This is a genomic window from Litorimonas sp. WD9-15 (genome assembly GCF_050271975.1).
In the GTDB taxonomy this organism is placed as follows: Bacteria; Pseudomonadota; Alphaproteobacteria; order Caulobacterales; family Maricaulaceae; genus Litorimonas.
Genome location: NZ_CP189850.1, coordinates 562,480 through 577,472 on the forward strand (window position 1 = coordinate 562,480; position 14,993 = coordinate 577,472).

Here is a 14,993-nt window from a genome sequence, read left to right on the forward strand (position 1 = left end):
TCTTTTCCCTTAAAGCTGAACTTTAATATTGACCCCGATTTTGGACCAACCAAAGTCGGGGTTTTTTATGTCTATAATCCGATGCTGCGATAGTGGAGGGCAATATCACTAATGGCCGTGTAGAAAGCGGCCGTCCGCAAATCTTCCAGTTCCGGTTTTTCATGTAACGTGTCGCGAATATTGCGGTAGGACAGACGCATCGTATCATCGAGGCCCGCCCGGACGAGGTCAAGCTCATCCGCGCCATCGAGGAATTTGGATTTAAAACCGCGCGTAAATTTCATGCCCTGCTTTTCCAGAGCTTGAATAAGGGCGTTATTACGGCCCTCTTCATATCGACGTTGCAAACGCCCAAAGCGGATTTGGTTGATATTCTTCACCCATTCGAAATAGGAGACAGTCACACCGCCCGCATTGGCAAACATATCCGGGATAATGGTGATGCCGCGGTCGCGGAGAATTTTATCCGCCTTGGCCGTAACCGGGCCGTTCGCCGCCTCGATAATCAGCTTTGTTTTAATCTTATGCGCATTGTTCATATTAATGACGGATTCGAGCGCCGCCGGGATTAGGATATCGCATTGATCTTCTAGGGCGTCTTTGTCCTGACTGACTGTGCCGCCCTCAAACTCTTCGAGGGGCGCTCCAGATGTCATATGCTCGCGCAGAGCTTTGATATCGAGCCCGTCCTTGTTCCGGATAACTCCGTCGCGCTCAATCACAGTAATAATTTTGGCTTTGTCTTCCGTCTGGAGGAAGAGCGCCGCGTGATAGCCCACATTCCCGAGGCCTTGAACGACGATCTTTTTACCCTTCAACTCACCGCGCAGACCTGCCGCTTTGACATCATCAGAGTGGCGGAAAAATTCCTGCAACGCATATTGCACGCCGCGACCTGTCGCTTCGGTCCGGCCCATAATACCACCCAGATGAACGGGCTTACCCGTGACACAGGCAATGGCGTCAATATTTTCATTATTCAGACGACGATATTCATCCGCCATCCACGCCATTTCGCGCTCGCCCGTGCCCATGTCAGGTGCGGGTACGTTGAGCGAGGGATGGATGAGGTCGCGACGGGCGAGCTCAAACGTGAAACGACGGGTGATCCGCTCCAGCTCTTCCTCATTCCAATCCGCAGGATTTATGCAAAGGCCGCCTTTTGACCCACCAAAGGGCACGTCAACCAACGCGCATTTATAAGTCATCAACGCGGCAAGGGCTTCGACCTCGTCCTGATTAACGCCGAGGGAATAACGGATCCCGCCTTTGACGGGTTCTTTATGTTCCGAATGGACCGACCGGTAACCCGTAAACGTGTGAACATCACCGCGCAATTTCACGCCGAACCGCACGATGTAAGTCGCGTTACAGACACGGATTTTCTCGATCAGCTTATCGGAAATATCCATGTAACTGGCGGCACGGTTGAACATAAGCTCAACGGATTCACGGAAACCAAGTTCATTTTGGGGTGTTTGGGACATGTCTGGGGCGCTCCAGTTTTAAACGCAATGTTATGACGGTCTTTGCGTCACGTAACGCGGATTGGGCGCAATTGTAACCTTGTTTTTACCGCGATCTCTTAGCTCCACGCAATATTCACCTAACAACCGAGCGCTGTCATATGCGTCTACACGCGCGACTTAACCGTGTTTTAGGTTTTACAAACCATAAGTTCGTCGCAGTGAATGGGAACATAGCTTATGACAGAGCAATCATCGATACCGCAAATGCCGACGCCTCTCGCTGTGCCGTGGACCCCACCCGCACAAACTCATGTGACGCAACCACAAACACCTCAGCCACATCAAGCCGGCGTGCCAGCAGCGTCGCAACCACCCCTGATGCAGCCCGCGCCCCAAATGGCGCAGCAAACCGTTCACGCGCAACCGGTGCAAGGTTTTCAACCGCAAGCCCATCCGCAAACACAAATGCCGCCCGCGCAAGCTTATCCTGCCGCAGTTCAACAAAGCCCCGGTCATATGACCCCGCAGCAGTCCCAAACACCTCCTCCAGGGTTTCACCCCCCACATGTTCAACAGGCTCAAGCCGCTCAGGGACATGGACAGTTTCAAGCCCCGCAAATGGCCGCGCCGGGATATCCACCCATGCCACATCAAGCTCAGGCGGCATCACATGTCGCGGAGACCCCTCAATCAAAATCGCTGCTGGCAGGACTGTTAAAACGCGAGTCAAAAGCCCCGCAAGCGGACGCAAGATCAAAATCTCTTTTTGATAAAAACTTCCTATTTGGTCTCGCGGCCGGACTCATTTTGGGATTTCTGGTCATCCCCATGGTCCTGCCCAGCGCGCCTGAGCCAGCCTACATTCCCGTCGCAGAAATCTCTGCACCCGTCGCGGAACTAGAGATCAGTGAAGGCGAGAGTTTTGTGGATGCCGCCTTGGCGGAAGACGTCCCGTAAAAAGACGGTTTTGAAACCTGAGGTATCAAATTTTATGTCTGTCTCAGGTGTCTAAACAAGCTTCCAGCCAGATTTTATCTTCTGTGCAACGCCGTTTCGGGATAGCATTTCGGGCGTAATGCGCGTTCCATTGTGACAATTGGAACCCAAGCGCAGAGATCATTCTTTTCAGTCTGGCCTCAGTTTTTGGCGCGCCCCAGCCTGTATGATACGCTTTCGACAGGAGCGGCCCAAGCTGGCGTGAAAATGTTCCGCAGACGCCCAAAGCGCGTCATATGCGGCGAGCATATCTTGGGCTTGCTGAAATCGGGGTTCGTCTTTTTAATTGACGCGCAGTTTACCCATTGCCGGAAAATTCCATTTTCATCCGGCAGGGGTGAGAGTTGCCCTAACCGTTCTTCCCGGCTTTGCGGTCCCGTGCCTTCAACAAACGCAGACGCAGGGCATTGATTTTGATGAACCCGCCCGCATCGGCTTGGTCGTATACGTCATCTTCTTCAAATGTAACGTGTTCCTGCGAGTAGAGGGAATAGGGGCTGTCGCGGCCGACGATATTGACGCTGCCCTTATAGAGTTTCAGGCGGACTGTGCCGGTCACCAATTCCTGGCTGTGGTCAATCGCGGCTTGCAGCATTTCGCGTTCGGGCGAGTACCAATAGCCATTATAAATTAATTCGGCATAGCGGGGCATCAACTCATCTTTCAGATGCGCGGCGCCTTTATCCATCGTGATTTGTTCAATGCCGCGATGCGCCATGAGGAGGATGGTCCCGCCCGGCGTCTCGTAAATTCCGCGCGACTTCATCCCGACAAAGCGGTTTTCCAACAGGTCGAGACGGCCAATCCCGTTCTCCCCACCCAACTCATTCAACTTCGTCAGGAGTGTCGCGGGCGACATCTCCACCCCATCAATCGACACGGCATCGCCACGTTCAAATCCGACTTCGATAATGGTTGCCTTGTCCGGGGCGGCTTCTGGCGAGACGGTGCGTTGATAAACATATTCCGGCGCGTCCTCATTCGGGTCCTCGAGGACTTTACCTTCGGATGAGGTGTGGAGCAGGTTCGCATCGACCGAGAACGGGGCTTCGCCGCGCTTATCTTTGGCGATTTCGATATTATGCTTCTCGGCATATTCGATCAGTTTTTCGCGGGAGTTCAAATCCCATTCCCGCCAAGGCGCGATGACTTTAATATCCGGGTCCAGCGCGTAATAGCCCAGCTCGAACCGGACCTGATCATTCCCTTTTCCGGTTGCGCCGTGACAGACGGCATCGGCCCCGACCTGATGCGCAATTTCAATCTGGCGTTTTGAAATGAGCGGACGGGCAATGGATGTGCCGAGCAGGTAGAGCCCTTCATAAACCGCATTGGCGCGGAACATCGGGAAGACGAAATCGCGCACGAATTCTTCGCGCAGATCGTCGATGAAAATTTCTTTCACACCCGCAGCTTCGGCCTTGCGGCGCGCAGGTTCCAACTCTTCGCCCTGACCGAGGTCGGCGGTAAAGGTCACAACCTCGCAGCCCTTCTCCTCTTGCAACCATTTCAGGATGATCGAGGTGTCCAGTCCGCCCGAATAGGCGAGGACGACTTTTTTGGGTGTAGACATGAGAAAAGCTCCGAAGACTATATCAGCATCAAAGGCCTGCTAGAGAATGATAGCGAGTGGTGCAACCCTCATCATAGGTTAGCGTATCTATGCCGGAGCGTCTCCGTCGACACGTGAATATTTCAATGCAAGGCCTATTGATAAATGCGGACATAATCCACGGACATTGTTGCCGGAAAGATTTCAGGATCAATACCTTCGCGTCCGCCCCAATCCCCGCCAACGGCGACATTCAATAACAGGTGAAAAGGCTGGTCAAAGGGCCAACTGCCCGGGCCCGCACCATCATTCAGGTAGGTGAAATAAGGCGTATCATCGAGACTGACAGTGATCGCGTCCGCCGTCCAATCCAGCCTGTGCGTGTGAAAGCGGTCACAAGCGCCGGGTTGGTCGATTTTTGCGCCGACCTCTGTACCTTGGGCGTGATTGTAATCGCGGGTGTGGACGGTGGCGTGAAATGTGTCGGGCTGAAATCCGACATATTCCATGATATCGATTTCGCCGCCATCGGGCCATTTTCCCCCCGCTTCCGGCAACATCCAAACTGCGGGCCAGAGACCCGTTCCACACGGCACCTTCACGCGCGCTTCAACCCGGCCATATTGCCAAGCGGCGAGACCTTTTGTGTGGAGCCGCGCAGATGTGTAGGTCTGCCCCCCATCATCCGATGCCCCGGATGGGCGCTCTTGGCGTATGTCGATATGTAACTGGCCGTCCTCAACCCGCACATTGTCAGGCCCGTAATATTGGCGTTCATTATTATACCAACCCGCACGATTTCGGTGTTGATCAAACGCCCAACGGGTCCGGTCCAAACGGTCCCCCTCAAACTCGTCCGCCCAGACAAGGGAAAGCTCGGAAGATGTTTCAAGGTTCGGGAGTGGGACCTGAGTTGCAGCGCACCCTGACAAGATCACCCCGCAGAGCAGAAACGGACTCACATAAAAATATTTTGGCACCGTGCATTTATCCCTATCCGTGATATTATTCAGGACACGCTATAAGATGAGCGATAGGGTGCAAGAGAAAGAGGGCCGCTATAATGAATTCTGATGTGATGGAAGCCCGCCTCCGCGAGGCGCTGGAACAGGTATTGATCTGGGTGCAAAGCCCGGCTTTTCTGGCCCAGGTTGGCGCAGTCATTGCTGCTCTCATCCTCGCGCCTCTGCTGGCTAGGTTTATCCGGAAAGGCATTTTCCTGTTTCGGGACGCGCCTGCGGAAGATGCCAAATTGCTGCCGGCGCGGCAGATCATTTTTAAGGCTGGGAATTTCCTGCGCGCCGTCATGCTTGTCGGCCTTCTGGCAATATTTGCCGCCATCTTGAAAGCCGTCCCAATGTTGGGGCAGGACTGGCTCGTGAAGCTGGCGCAGAGCTTAGCGCTCGTTTTCCTGATTTACCGTGCGATCAAAACATTTGTGGCGGATCCGTTATTCCAAAAGCTGGCGACCTGGACCCTCATACCGCTCGGTCTTATCATGGTATTGGGTTATGGCGATGACCTCTCCGCCTTCCTCAGCGGGACGACTGTCTTTAAAATGGGTGAGGCGGACATCACGCTGATGAGCTTGATCCGGCTCGGTATTTTTGGCGCACTGTTTTTCTGGCTGGGCGGAATTTCCAATACACGCGGGCAAGCTGCCATTCGCGGGCAAGAAAGCTTGGATAGCGGCGTTCGGGAAATCGTTGCCAAACTGTTCCAGATTATCCTCTTTGCGGTCCTGACAGTTCTGGTTCTGGGCGCAGCTGGGATTCCCCTTTCAGGGTTAGTCGTTGTCTTCTCGGCCGTCGCCTTGGGCATTGGCTTTGGCCTTCAACCCATCGCCGCGAATTTTGTGTCCGGCCTCATCATCTTATTTGACCGCTCTGTGCGCGTCGGCGACTTTGTTGTTCTACCGGATGGGCAGGAAGGCTTCGTCGAAGCTATCAATATGCGCAACACCGTTGTCGAAACGACGGACGGCAAAGACATTATGGTGCCAAACACAAAGTTCACGGAAGAGGCTTATGAGAACTGGACCCATAAGGACCCACGTCAGCGTTATGAAGTTCACTTCATGGTCTCTTATACGACCGATTTAGATGCGCTCGAAGACATGCTCATCCCAGAAGTTCTGAAGCACCCGCAAGTTCTACGAGAGCCTGAAATGCCGGACCTTGAGTTCCGCAGCTTTGGTGAAAACGGCGTCAATATGGCGATTGAGTTTTGGTGTGAAGGAGTCGATGACGGCCCGAATAAATTCACGAGCGATGTGAACTTTATCGTCTGGCGAACACTGCGCGATAATGGTGTAGAAATACCGTTCCCGCAGCGTGTGGTTCATACGAAGTAGGGCGATATCATTGATCGGGCGAGCTATATCCCAGCATATCGCCCTCCGGAGTCATAACATATTCCTGCCCTTTAAAACTCAACAGTATGTAAGGCTCGCCTTCCCGTATAATGACATCATAACTGTCCATCTCTGGAACCTGAAGTTTAGTGCCATCCGTGCGATTGAACTGAAACTTGCCCTCACGCTTGGTCACGATATAATTTGCGACAACATCAACAGTCGATACATCCGTTAAGTTGACGGGAATGGCTTTACCGTCACTGTCGAAGAGAAATTTGGCTTCACCTTGTCGGGCCTCAAAAATCAAACCATCATCCAGCTCCACAGTTTTAATAAAGTCATACTTTTGCTCCAGAACCGTTTGTCCCAATGTGGATAGGAGGCCGTATTTTCCATTGGCTTGCGTTTTCAGGATCGTGACCTGTCCGGATTTTGTTTCAAACATTTCCAATCCCGGATAGACGAATTTCAGAAGGCTCTCGCCGTCATAGTCGAGCAGGCCGTATTTTTCTGTTTTTCTAAAATTCTGGCAGATCACCATCAAATTGTTCTGATAGGTGATCTTATCACATTCCGACGTCGAGAAAATTTCCTTACCGGATCTATCAATAACACCGACCTGTGTCCCCGACTTGAATCTGGCGCGTCCATCCGCGTCCAGTTCGACCATATCATAGCTTGGCGGGACTATGAATTTAAACTGTTTCGAAATGACGCCCGTTCCGTCCGGTGTCGAAGCAACAGCGCGGTCTTCCTTGAATTTACTGATGGAACTAAAACTTGTTCTGGAGGCAAGAGTTCCGTCCTCTTTGACGACCTGAAACAGGTTTTCAGCCACGGGGTCGGCTCTATATCTGTAACGAACGTTATCGATGACATGCTGTATTTTTTCAAAGGCTTCGGCCGCAATCAATTCCTCAATCGCGCCTTCAATCCCTGTGTCAGCCGGAATATCGATGCGCAGTTTTTCCTCTCCTGTCACGGAGACCAGACCAAATTCATCTCCATCCTTGAAAATCAGATCAGAAAAAACGGTCGGGAAGAAACCGAAAAACGTCTCCTCCGGCAGGTCAACTTTCGTCAGCGGAATAGTCGTATGATAGAGGTCAAATGCCGGAGCCGCCTCGAATGTTTCGCCCTCCACATCCATCCAACTCTGATCGGATGTCGTGGGAACGGCGAGGATTGCTGCCCCTGGAACGGGCAGAACGCCTTTAATCCTGCTATCCAGCGCCGCGCGGTTCTGTCCTGAGCCATTGATGATATGATAGCCCGTACCGTCATGGCCGATCCAGACATCACCATCCGGATGATAAAAAAGCGTGATCCAATCAGGTGCAATATCATATTTCCCGCCGGCATTGGTGACGCCGAATTTTCCATTCTGTTGCACGAGAAGACGTCCCGCAATCGGATCACCCATAAATTTGGTTTGCACGACAGCGTCATATTCCGGCGCAAGCGCGATACCTCCCGCATCTGTTATTAGGCCGCACTGACCCGCACCGACGCAAAACGGGAAGAGGTCATTGCCGCTATATGCGTCAACAAGTTTCGGTCCCGTTGGTGTACAGGCAGAGAGGGCCAATGCACCTAATCCCACCAAACCGGTAACTGCAAGAGAGACAAATGGCTTTCTCATTTGATCAGGCTTTCCAAAGAATATGTGTCAGTGGTTTTCGCACTTTGCAGTTTCGAGATGAAACCATGCGCGACTGTCATCGGCTCTGATACCTCTCCGTTCCAATAGACAGGAATATCCGTCCGTTCAAAATCGTCGGCATGTGCGCGGAAATAGTCTGCATAAACATCTGGGTTGGTCAGGGCTGTATTGGGCTGCGTGGCCGTTTTCCATGCCGTAAAAGTTGGAATGTCCGTCCCGTCTTTTTTGGAGTAAGAGTAAAGCGCGTCATTTTTCAGTTCGACAAAATAAGCATTATGCGATTGGGCTGTCCCCGCCTTGGCGCAGCCATCGGTTGTGACGGTCATAAGGTATAAATTTGCAAAGAGATTGGCAAAGGCCAGCGCCTTGCCGTCAAAATCATAACAATGGGACTGGCGGCTGAGTTCCATCGCCTCGTCAAGGTCGGGGTAAAACTCGGCCGGCGGCAGTTGGTCGAAATCTTCTGCGATCGAAGCAAGATTGCGTAACGTAATTAACTCCGGAAAGCCGACACTGAGCGCTGTGACATAAGCCATATTATCGGGAGTCATCTCTAAGGGTAAATCCTCCTCGTTCTGATCAGATGCCCCAAAAAATTGGACCTGACGATGAGATTTGGATATTACGTCTTGCCTCTCAGCCATCGCCTCCGGGTAGGCCATCTTCAATACATCCGCGGAAATATTGTGAACTTCATAACTCTCGCGCGTCAGATCCAACGGATAGACGGCTTCGGTTTGCGAGATCGGGGCGACAGAGAGACTGGCAAAACTTTCTAGACGGTCGTCATCACAGGCAACGAGCAGAAAAGCGGTCGCGGGTAAGCCCAAGGCCAGACCCCATCGCTTATAGTTTTTTGAGAGTTTCAACATGTCTACCCAACCTCCCCGAAGTTTGACGAAATATCGGTATTCAAGTTCGACCTAGATTCCAAGTCTCGTTTCAATCGGCACGTAATCTTCATCATATCCAAAATAGCTGGGCGAAAAGACCTCTAGGCCTGCCTCCGTCCGCCAGAGGGGATCACATCGGAAACCGAGGATGGCAACCTCTTGACCCTCAATGAAATCAGGATTGTTAATACCGTCGGCTGTTGCTTTATCGATCATTGTAATGAGGTCGGGACAGGTTGCGATAGTCTTGCCGTTACGCTTGGCGACCAAGTGCTCATTTTTGTAATCGAGGTGGAGGGATTGACCCGCGTAAGGCCCGGTGCCCGCTACAATCACATCACCTTCCAAAAATCCATCCCCATCGGCCCAGTTTGACCTTCCGACGCGCCCTTCGAATAATTTATAGCCGTCACCTGCGACCCTTGCCGCCTCAATTGGGTCTATTCCGGCGGCTTTGGCCTCTCTTACGGCGCGCCCTATATCCATCGCGAGCGTTAAACTCCCCGTGACGAGCGTGCCCTTACGTTTTGCAATATCCCCGGTAATCGGCGCGTCGACGACGCCGATTATGCCGCTGGCAACAGACAGAGCTCGAAAAATATCCTCTCCGCGCGACGGCTGTCCCAGCTTGCCGACAATAACTTCATCCCCGAATTGCGTAGCACCCGCCGCCGGCGTTAAGGGATAGCCCGCAACGCGAACGGAATGCTGATTGATTTCAGGTGTGGCACGACCAACCGTATCCGCATCCAAAGCCGGCACACCCAGGCGCGCTGCAATAGAGAGGCCTTCCGCCAAACTCAGCGGACCGATCTCACCGAGAATGACGCCGGAAAATTTTGTTTCAAGGTGACGCTCAAGAAGCTCAAATGCCGCTTGGACGGGTTCGTCTATACGGTCATCCAGCGCGTCGAGCGTTTTGGACATCTCCGTTCCCGGTGCAATACTGCCCAGGCCATAAGGACAGGCAACACGGTCAGTGTCAGATAATTCATCCACAGTGATTGATTTGAAAATATGTCCTGAGGCGAGGTCGCCGGCAATTAAATCTCGCGCCTCTTGCAGTCCACCGCCCCCGCCGCAACCGAGATAGGAACTGCCAGTCAGCGCATCTTCCAACATCTCTTGCGTTAGGCGTGTTCCGGCTGACCGACTTGTTGTTCTGCTTGTTTTTTTCTCAGACGATTGTGCAGTGGAGCTGGGTTGGCAGGCGGCCAAAGTTCCGGTCGCGACGGCCAAGCCCGCAATGAATTGTCGACGTATAATCATAACGTTCTCCCTCAATAAACGGCTAAGGGGAGCGCAGCGTTTCGGCAAGCATCAAATTATATAACGGGCTTACTCATCTCCGTATATGGATCGGACCAAGGCATCGGCCGCATCATTGATCAACTGGTCCTGTATCTCGCAGGATCTCATATGACCCGCCTCGCAGCCCGCCACAAAATATTTATGAGCCTCACTGCCAATAGCAATATTTTTGCCCAGCGCGAAACAGGCCGCTCCGCCCCCAACCTCACAGGCCGCCAGGTAACGGCCGTTTTGTTATTTTGGATCAATTGGTTTTGAACGCGGACTGCTGCCACAGCCAATAAAGATAGATGCGACAGCGAGTAGAAGGGCCGTACAAACGTATTTCATCGTGGTGGCATGCGCGCACCGGCGTCTGTGCGGATATATTCACCGTTTATATAGGCGTGCTCACACATAAAGAGCGCGACTTCACCGAACTCATGCGGTTGTCCGAAACGGTTGGGGAATTGAACATGGGCACGAAGGCTTTCTTTCACTTCCGGTTTCATCTGCTCATAAATCGGGGTTTCGTAAAAGCCGGGTAGGATTGTGTTTACACGGATGCCTTCACGCCCCAAATCCCGTGCCATGGGAAGCGCCATAGACAGGATGCCGCCTTTGGACGCAGCATAGGCGAGCTGCCCAATCTGACCGTCTTGCGCGGCGACAGAAGCTGTGTTGATGATAACACCGCGCTCCCCGTCCGGGTCAGTTGGTTCCAGGGCCATCATCGCGGCGGCGGATTTTGAGGCGCAGAGAAAGCTGCCGAACAGGTTGATGTCGATGACACGTTTATAGGCGGCGACATCATGGGCGACGATTTCGCCCGTATCGCGTTTGCGGCTGGCTGTTTTCATGCCAAGGCCGATGCCTGCGCAATTGATGAGAATGCGTTCCGTGCCATTTGCGGCGCGGACGAAACTAAAACCCGCATCAACGCTGGGCTCGTTTGAGACATTGACCTTGGCAAATGTTCCGCCGATTTCCTTCGCAACCAACTCGCCACGCTCTTCATTCATATCGAAAATACCGACATTGACGCCTTTGGCGGCCAATGCGCGAGCTGTCGCCTCACCGAGACCGGATGCCCCGCCTGTGACAATAGCTGAGATTGAGTTGGAGAGTTTCATGGGGAGGCCTCGTTGTGGAGTTCGTTTTTGATCTTGCGGTATGACGTGCCGATTTCATCCACCGATATCAAGCGTATTTCCTGAATAGCGCGGCAATAAACGTGCCAGAGCGAGTATAGAGTGATTACTCACATATTGCACTCGAGGTGTTCCATTTCTTTTCGGCTGAAGCTTCGAGCGAAATCGATTTGACAAACTGAGTTTAAATATAGATTTGACTATATGTGATTAATCACTTACACGCTGGATGAAGCTACACCCAACCGTCCGGCAAAGGTATGTCCCAAATGCGAGAGATTATCAGCGATGAGCGCGGCGTCACGGCCGCGCCCGGTACGGCCAAGGCCCGGATTGAACGCGCGGCCCTGACCTTGTTCATTGAGAAATCGATTGAAGGCGTCTCGACCAAATCACTCGCGGCGCTGGCCGGCGTGAGTGAAGGTCTGCTCTACCGCCATTTCAAATCCAAAGATGATCTTGCGCGGACCCTCATGCTCGCAATTCACACGCGCCTGACAGACCTTGTGCGCAAACATGCGGATCAAAGCTTGGACGCCGCCGTATCCGATATTGTGCGCGATTATGCGGCGCTGGCCGATGAGGATTGGGCGCTTTTCGCCTATCACCTACTCTATATGCACCGTTTCCCGAACTTGACGGATGATAGCCCATTAAAGGCGGCAGCAGACCTCGTCGCGTTCAATCAGGGTGCGGGCCGACTGCCGAATAGTCTGCCGCCGGAAATCCTGGCCTCGATGGCGCTGGGTGTTGTGCTGCAAACGGCGCAGTCAAAAGTCGCGGGCGTTCTGGCCGGACCCTTATCTGATTATATTCCGAATTTTGAGCGGGCTGTGATGGCCGTTTTGGAGGATGCGTGATGCGATCCTTAATTTTCAATATCTTCTCTTACAGCGTGACATTTATTTATGTCATCTCCTGCCTCCTCTTTTCCTTCATTCCCGGGCGCGGCGCGCTGATGGCGGCGCTACGGCGTTATACAAAGGTGATGGTCTGGGGCATGAAGCATATTGGCGGGATGAACATTCAGGTGTTGGGTCGGGAGAATATCCCGCAGGATGGCCCCGTTATCATCGCAGCAAAACACCAATCTTACGGCGATGGGTTTGTTATCTTCTCACAGTTCAAAGACCTGTCTTTCGTCACGGGCGATCATCTGGAAAAGGTCTGGGGTCTGAAACGTATCCTGACGAAAATGAACGCCGTTATAATTGACAATTGCGGGGGCTCTGACAGCCAGAAAAAGATGGAGCGCGAGGCCGCGCGGGTGAAACGCGAAGGCCGCCGTCTCCTCATTTTTCCGGAAGGTCACCTGAGCCAGATCGGAACCCACCATAAATACCGCAAAGGCATTTGGCACTTGCAACAGGATTTCGATTGTCCCGTCGTCCCCGTCGCCAATACGCTGGGCCAGCGCTGGAACCAGACAGATTGGAAAAAATATCCGGGCAAGGCCACGGTTGAATTTCTGGAACCGATCCCACCCGGCATGGAAAAAGATGATTTTATGAACCTCCTCCAGGACCGGATTGAGAGCCGTTCGATTGCGCTGTTAGAACTTGATGATCTCGGCGCGTTGAACCCGGACGATATTGGACAGCTTCGCGAAAACCACGTTGCGGAGGCCAAGAGACTGGCCAGAGAAAACGTAGACGCTGAAGCGGAAGCGGGATAGGCGAAGATCATGTCAAAAACGAAACTCATGGCGGTTGAAACAAAACGCCGCCCGCTCCTGCTCTCCCGCCGCTTCGCGCCGCTTTATATTTTGTTCGAAGCCGGCACGTTTAACGACAATGCGCTGAAAAACGCGCTTATCGCACTGATCACCTATGTGGCGCTCATTAACCCGGCCTTTGAGTTTTTACCGGGCCTGCCGGAAGCCATAAAAGTCCCCGTCGCGTCGCTGATATTCACGGGCCCCTTCCTAATATTTTGCGCGATTGCCGGACAAATCGCGGATAAGATCGATCGCGGCATCATCTTCCGTTGGATCAAACGTGCAGAAGTTCTCATCATGCTGCTCGCAGGTTTGGGCTTTCTACTGCAAAATATCACAATCCTCGCAATCACCTTGGCCATGATGGGCACGCAATCGGCGTTTTTCGCGCCCACGAAAAATGCGGTCATGCCGCAATGGCTGGACAGTGACGAGCTCATCCGCGGCAATGCGCTGCTCTCAGGCACCCAATTCGCGATCCTTTTATTGGGTACAATTATCGGCACATTATTAGCCACAACACAGCCCATGATTCTGGCGGCCCTTTTATTCGGCTTGGCAATCATAGGCTGGTTAGCTGCAGAAGCCTGCCCCCCCGCAGCGGCGCCCAACCCCAATTTAAAAGTCGATTATAATCCCGTCACGGCGATCTGGAACGTCGTGAAGAAAATTTTTGAACACCCCGAGGTCCTGCGACCTTGGTTGGGCATCGCCTGGTTTTACGGGTTATCGACAATCTTCCTCACCGCTTTCCCAAATTTCATCGCGCGGGTCATGGGGTATGATGCGACCGTTTTCATGCTCATCATGGCCAGCTCGACCATTGCGATCTTCATTGGATCTATCCTGACCATGATTGTAGGAAATTGGAAGATCTGGGGGCCGGAAGCCATTCGCCTCGTCACACTTGGTATTGTGGGCGTGACGATTTCAGCGCTGCTGATCTACCTCCTTCCAATTCCCGTTTTTGACGGAGAGATCGGGAAAGGCACCTATCAAGACTTTCTCTCTCACCCAAACACGCCCGCATTTTTAGGCGCGGTGGCAGCGTCGTCCATCTTTAACGGTATGTTCGTCGTACCCTTACAGGCCATGGCCCAGCGCCGCGCCCATCCGCGCATCCGCGCGCAGCTCATGAGCGCGGGCTCTGTGCTTTATAATACGGCCGTGAATGTGTTGACATTCGGCCTGATCGGGATGGCGGCGCTCGCCATGCCGCCCAAGGCGCCGTTCCTGATGATTGTGATCGGCAGTGCCTGTGTCTCCGCCTATGCACTCTACCGCACATTTCATCTGACCCGACAAACAAAAGCCTATATTAAGGACAAATAATCGAGTGGCGCGACACTGTATTTAACCCGCGATTAATAACGTTTGCCGCACTATGGTTCCATTATGAAAGCACTCTTCCTTCTCCCGCTCGCCCTCACCTTGGCTGCCCCCGTGACGGCGCAGGCCTCAACGCCAAAGCTGAATAAAACGCATGGTGATTGGTCCGTTTACACACGCGGGGCCGGGTCCGATAAAGTCTGTTTTGCCCTGACAAAGGCCAAGACGGAATCGCCCAGCAATGTCAATCACGGCGATGTCTATTTTATGGTGTCCAATTGGAAGAACGGGACGGCCATTGAGCAACCCTCCTTCCTCGCAGGCTATAATCTCAAAACGACCCGCGCCCCGAAAGCCCGCGTGGGGTCGACCTCCCTGAACATGTATGCCGCCGCGCGGGACGCCTTTGTCGATTCCCGGGCTGATGAGAAAAAGCTCGTCTCTAAAATGCGGGCGGGTGCGACCATGACCGTCTCTGCCGTCTCCGAGCGCGGCACAAACACGAGCTATCAGTTCTCACTCAAGGGCGTCACGGCCGCGCTGCGGTCGGCCAAAGCCGCTTGCGCCTAAACCTGTC

15 protein-coding genes are annotated in these 14,993 nt (G+C 53.1%); 7 read left to right on the plus strand and 8 right to left on the minus strand.

The annotated features are described in order from the left end of the window. Positions 1-71: 71 nt before the first annotated feature. Both ACP9M6_RS02695 and ACP9M6_RS02700 read right to left on the minus strand, forming a co-directional pair. Positions 72-1,487, minus strand: coding sequence for a Glu/Leu/Phe/Val family dehydrogenase (locus ACP9M6_RS02695; RefSeq protein ID WP_427453206.1), 1,416 nt, complete (start codon positions 1,485-1,487; stop codon positions 72-74). 217 nt (positions 1,488-1,704) lie between these two features. Then, positions 1,705-2,136 carry a hypothetical protein gene (locus ACP9M6_RS02700; RefSeq protein WP_427453208.1) on the minus strand — a complete coding sequence of 144 codons (432 nt, stop codon included), beginning with the start codon at positions 2,134-2,136 and terminating at the stop codon, positions 1,705-1,707. Here ACP9M6_RS02700 and ACP9M6_RS02705 point away from each other — a divergent pair. Next, positions 2,112-2,426, plus strand: a complete 315-nt coding sequence (locus ACP9M6_RS02705; protein ID WP_427453210.1) for a hypothetical protein — start codon at positions 2,112-2,114, stop codon at positions 2,424-2,426. The genes ACP9M6_RS02700 and ACP9M6_RS02705 overlap by 25 nt on opposite strands. 388 nt (positions 2,427-2,814) lie before the next feature. On the opposite strand, the gene ACP9M6_RS02710 is transcribed toward ACP9M6_RS02705, so the two are convergent. Together ACP9M6_RS02710 and ACP9M6_RS02715 are read right to left on the minus strand one after the other, a co-directional pair. Continuing rightward, complete coding sequence (locus tag ACP9M6_RS02710; protein ID WP_427453212.1) at positions 2,815-4,038, minus strand: argininosuccinate synthase; 1,224 nt, start codon at positions 4,036-4,038, stop codon at positions 2,815-2,817. Positions 4,039-4,172: 134 nt separating this feature from the next. Beyond that, a complete protein-coding gene (locus tag ACP9M6_RS02715) occupies positions 4,173-4,997 on the minus strand; it encodes a glycoside hydrolase family 16 protein (RefSeq protein ID WP_427453214.1) in 825 nt (274 codons plus the stop codon). 83 nt (positions 4,998-5,080) lie between these two features. Here ACP9M6_RS02715 and ACP9M6_RS02720 point away from each other — a divergent pair, with 83 nt between their 5' ends. Then, complete coding sequence (locus tag ACP9M6_RS02720) at positions 5,081-6,370, plus strand: mechanosensitive ion channel family protein (protein ID WP_427453216.1); 1,290 nt, start codon at positions 5,081-5,083, stop codon at positions 6,368-6,370. A gap of 7 nt (positions 6,371-6,377) precedes the next feature. Here the strand turns inward: ACP9M6_RS02720 and ACP9M6_RS02725 are convergent, their stop codons facing one another. The 3 genes from ACP9M6_RS02725 to ACP9M6_RS02735 are packed head-to-tail and all read right to left on the minus strand — an operon-like array spanning position 6,378 to position 10,198. Next, complete coding sequence (locus ACP9M6_RS02725; RefSeq protein ID WP_427453217.1) at positions 6,378-8,015, minus strand: WG repeat-containing protein; 1,638 nt, start codon at positions 8,013-8,015, stop codon at positions 6,378-6,380. Next, positions 8,012-8,908: a hypothetical protein gene (locus tag ACP9M6_RS02730; protein WP_427453219.1), complete on the minus strand. Its 897-nt coding sequence runs from the start codon at positions 8,906-8,908 to the stop codon at positions 8,012-8,014. Before ACP9M6_RS02730 ends, ACP9M6_RS02725 begins: the two co-directional genes overlap by 4 nt. A 51-nt stretch (positions 8,909-8,959) precedes the next feature. Further along, the gene (locus ACP9M6_RS02735) at positions 8,960-10,198 is read right to left on the minus strand and encodes a DUF917 domain-containing protein (RefSeq protein ID WP_427453221.1); all 1,239 of its coding nucleotides are present in this window, start codon (positions 10,196-10,198) and stop codon (positions 8,960-8,962) included. A gap of 150 nt (positions 10,199-10,348) precedes the next feature. Here ACP9M6_RS02735 and ACP9M6_RS02740 point away from each other — a divergent pair, with 150 nt between their 5' ends. Then, positions 10,349-10,498 (plus strand): hypothetical protein, encoded by a 150-nt coding sequence (locus tag ACP9M6_RS02740; RefSeq protein ID WP_427453222.1) that lies wholly within the window; start codon positions 10,349-10,351, stop codon positions 10,496-10,498. Between the two features lie 68 nt (positions 10,499-10,566). Here the strand turns inward: ACP9M6_RS02740 and ACP9M6_RS02745 are convergent, their stop codons facing one another. After that, a complete protein-coding gene (locus ACP9M6_RS02745; RefSeq protein WP_427453223.1) occupies positions 10,567-11,352 on the minus strand; it encodes an SDR family NAD(P)-dependent oxidoreductase in 786 nt (261 codons plus the stop codon). A gap of 287 nt (positions 11,353-11,639) precedes the next feature. On the opposite strand from ACP9M6_RS02745, the gene ACP9M6_RS02750 reads away from it, so the two are divergent. The 4 genes from ACP9M6_RS02750 (at position 11,640) to ACP9M6_RS02765 (ending at position 14,986) form a co-directional block, all read left to right on the plus strand. Then, positions 11,640-12,230: a TetR/AcrR family transcriptional regulator gene (locus tag ACP9M6_RS02750; protein WP_427453224.1), complete on the plus strand. Its 591-nt coding sequence runs from the start codon at positions 11,640-11,642 to the stop codon at positions 12,228-12,230. Next, positions 12,230-13,045 carry a lysophospholipid acyltransferase family protein gene (locus ACP9M6_RS02755; RefSeq protein WP_427453226.1) on the plus strand — a complete coding sequence of 272 codons (816 nt, stop codon included), beginning with the start codon at positions 12,230-12,232 and terminating at the stop codon, positions 13,043-13,045. Before ACP9M6_RS02750 ends, ACP9M6_RS02755 begins: the two co-directional genes overlap by 1 nt. A gap of 9 nt (positions 13,046-13,054) precedes the next feature. After that, positions 13,055-14,419 carry an MFS transporter gene (locus ACP9M6_RS02760; protein ID WP_427453227.1) on the plus strand — a complete coding sequence of 455 codons (1,365 nt, stop codon included), beginning with the start codon at positions 13,055-13,057 and terminating at the stop codon, positions 14,417-14,419. Between the two features lie 63 nt (positions 14,420-14,482). Beyond that, positions 14,483-14,986: an invasion associated locus B family protein gene (locus ACP9M6_RS02765; protein ID WP_427453229.1), complete on the plus strand. Its 504-nt coding sequence runs from the start codon at positions 14,483-14,485 to the stop codon at positions 14,984-14,986. Positions 14,987-14,993 lie beyond the last annotated feature (7 nt).

What these genes read in the sequence shown, in the direction of transcription:
- ACP9M6_RS02760 (WP_427453227.1), top strand. Translation starts at nt 13,055, where the DNA reads ATGTCAAAAACGAAACTCATGGCGGTTGAAACAAAACGCCGCCCGCTC.
- ACP9M6_RS02710 (WP_427453212.1), bottom strand. Translation starts at nt 4,038, where the DNA reads ATGTCTACACCCAAAAAAGTCGTCCTCGCCTATTCGGGCGGACTGGAC.
- ACP9M6_RS02755 (WP_427453226.1), top strand. Translation starts at nt 12,230, where the DNA reads ATGCGATCCTTAATTTTCAATATCTTCTCTTACAGCGTGACATTTATT.
- ACP9M6_RS02745 (WP_427453223.1), bottom strand. Translation starts at nt 11,352, where the DNA reads ATGAAACTCTCCAACTCAATCTCAGCTATTGTCACAGGCGGGGCATCC.
- ACP9M6_RS02750 (WP_427453224.1), top strand. Translation starts at nt 11,640, where the DNA reads ATGCGAGAGATTATCAGCGATGAGCGCGGCGTCACGGCCGCGCCCGGT.
- ACP9M6_RS02695 (WP_427453206.1), bottom strand. Translation starts at nt 1,487, where the DNA reads ATGTCCCAAACACCCCAAAATGAACTTGGTTTCCGTGAATCCGTTGAG.
- ACP9M6_RS02730 (WP_427453219.1), bottom strand. Translation starts at nt 8,908, where the DNA reads ATGTTGAAACTCTCAAAAAACTATAAGCGATGGGGTCTGGCCTTGGGC.
- ACP9M6_RS02740 (WP_427453222.1), top strand. Translation starts at nt 10,349, where the DNA reads ATGACCCGCCTCGCAGCCCGCCACAAAATATTTATGAGCCTCACTGCC.
- ACP9M6_RS02705 (WP_427453210.1), top strand. Translation starts at nt 2,112, where the DNA reads ATGCCACATCAAGCTCAGGCGGCATCACATGTCGCGGAGACCCCTCAA.
- ACP9M6_RS02735 (WP_427453221.1), bottom strand. Translation starts at nt 10,198, where the DNA reads ATGATTATACGTCGACAATTCATTGCGGGCTTGGCCGTCGCGACCGGA.
- ACP9M6_RS02765 (WP_427453229.1), top strand. Translation starts at nt 14,483, where the DNA reads ATGAAAGCACTCTTCCTTCTCCCGCTCGCCCTCACCTTGGCTGCCCCC.
- ACP9M6_RS02700 (WP_427453208.1), bottom strand. Translation starts at nt 2,136, where the DNA reads ATGCCGCCTGAGCTTGATGTGGCATGGGTGGATATCCCGGCGCGGCCA.
- ACP9M6_RS02720 (WP_427453216.1), top strand. Translation starts at nt 5,081, where the DNA reads ATGAATTCTGATGTGATGGAAGCCCGCCTCCGCGAGGCGCTGGAACAG.
- ACP9M6_RS02725 (WP_427453217.1), bottom strand. Translation starts at nt 8,015, where the DNA reads ATGAGAAAGCCATTTGTCTCTCTTGCAGTTACCGGTTTGGTGGGATTA.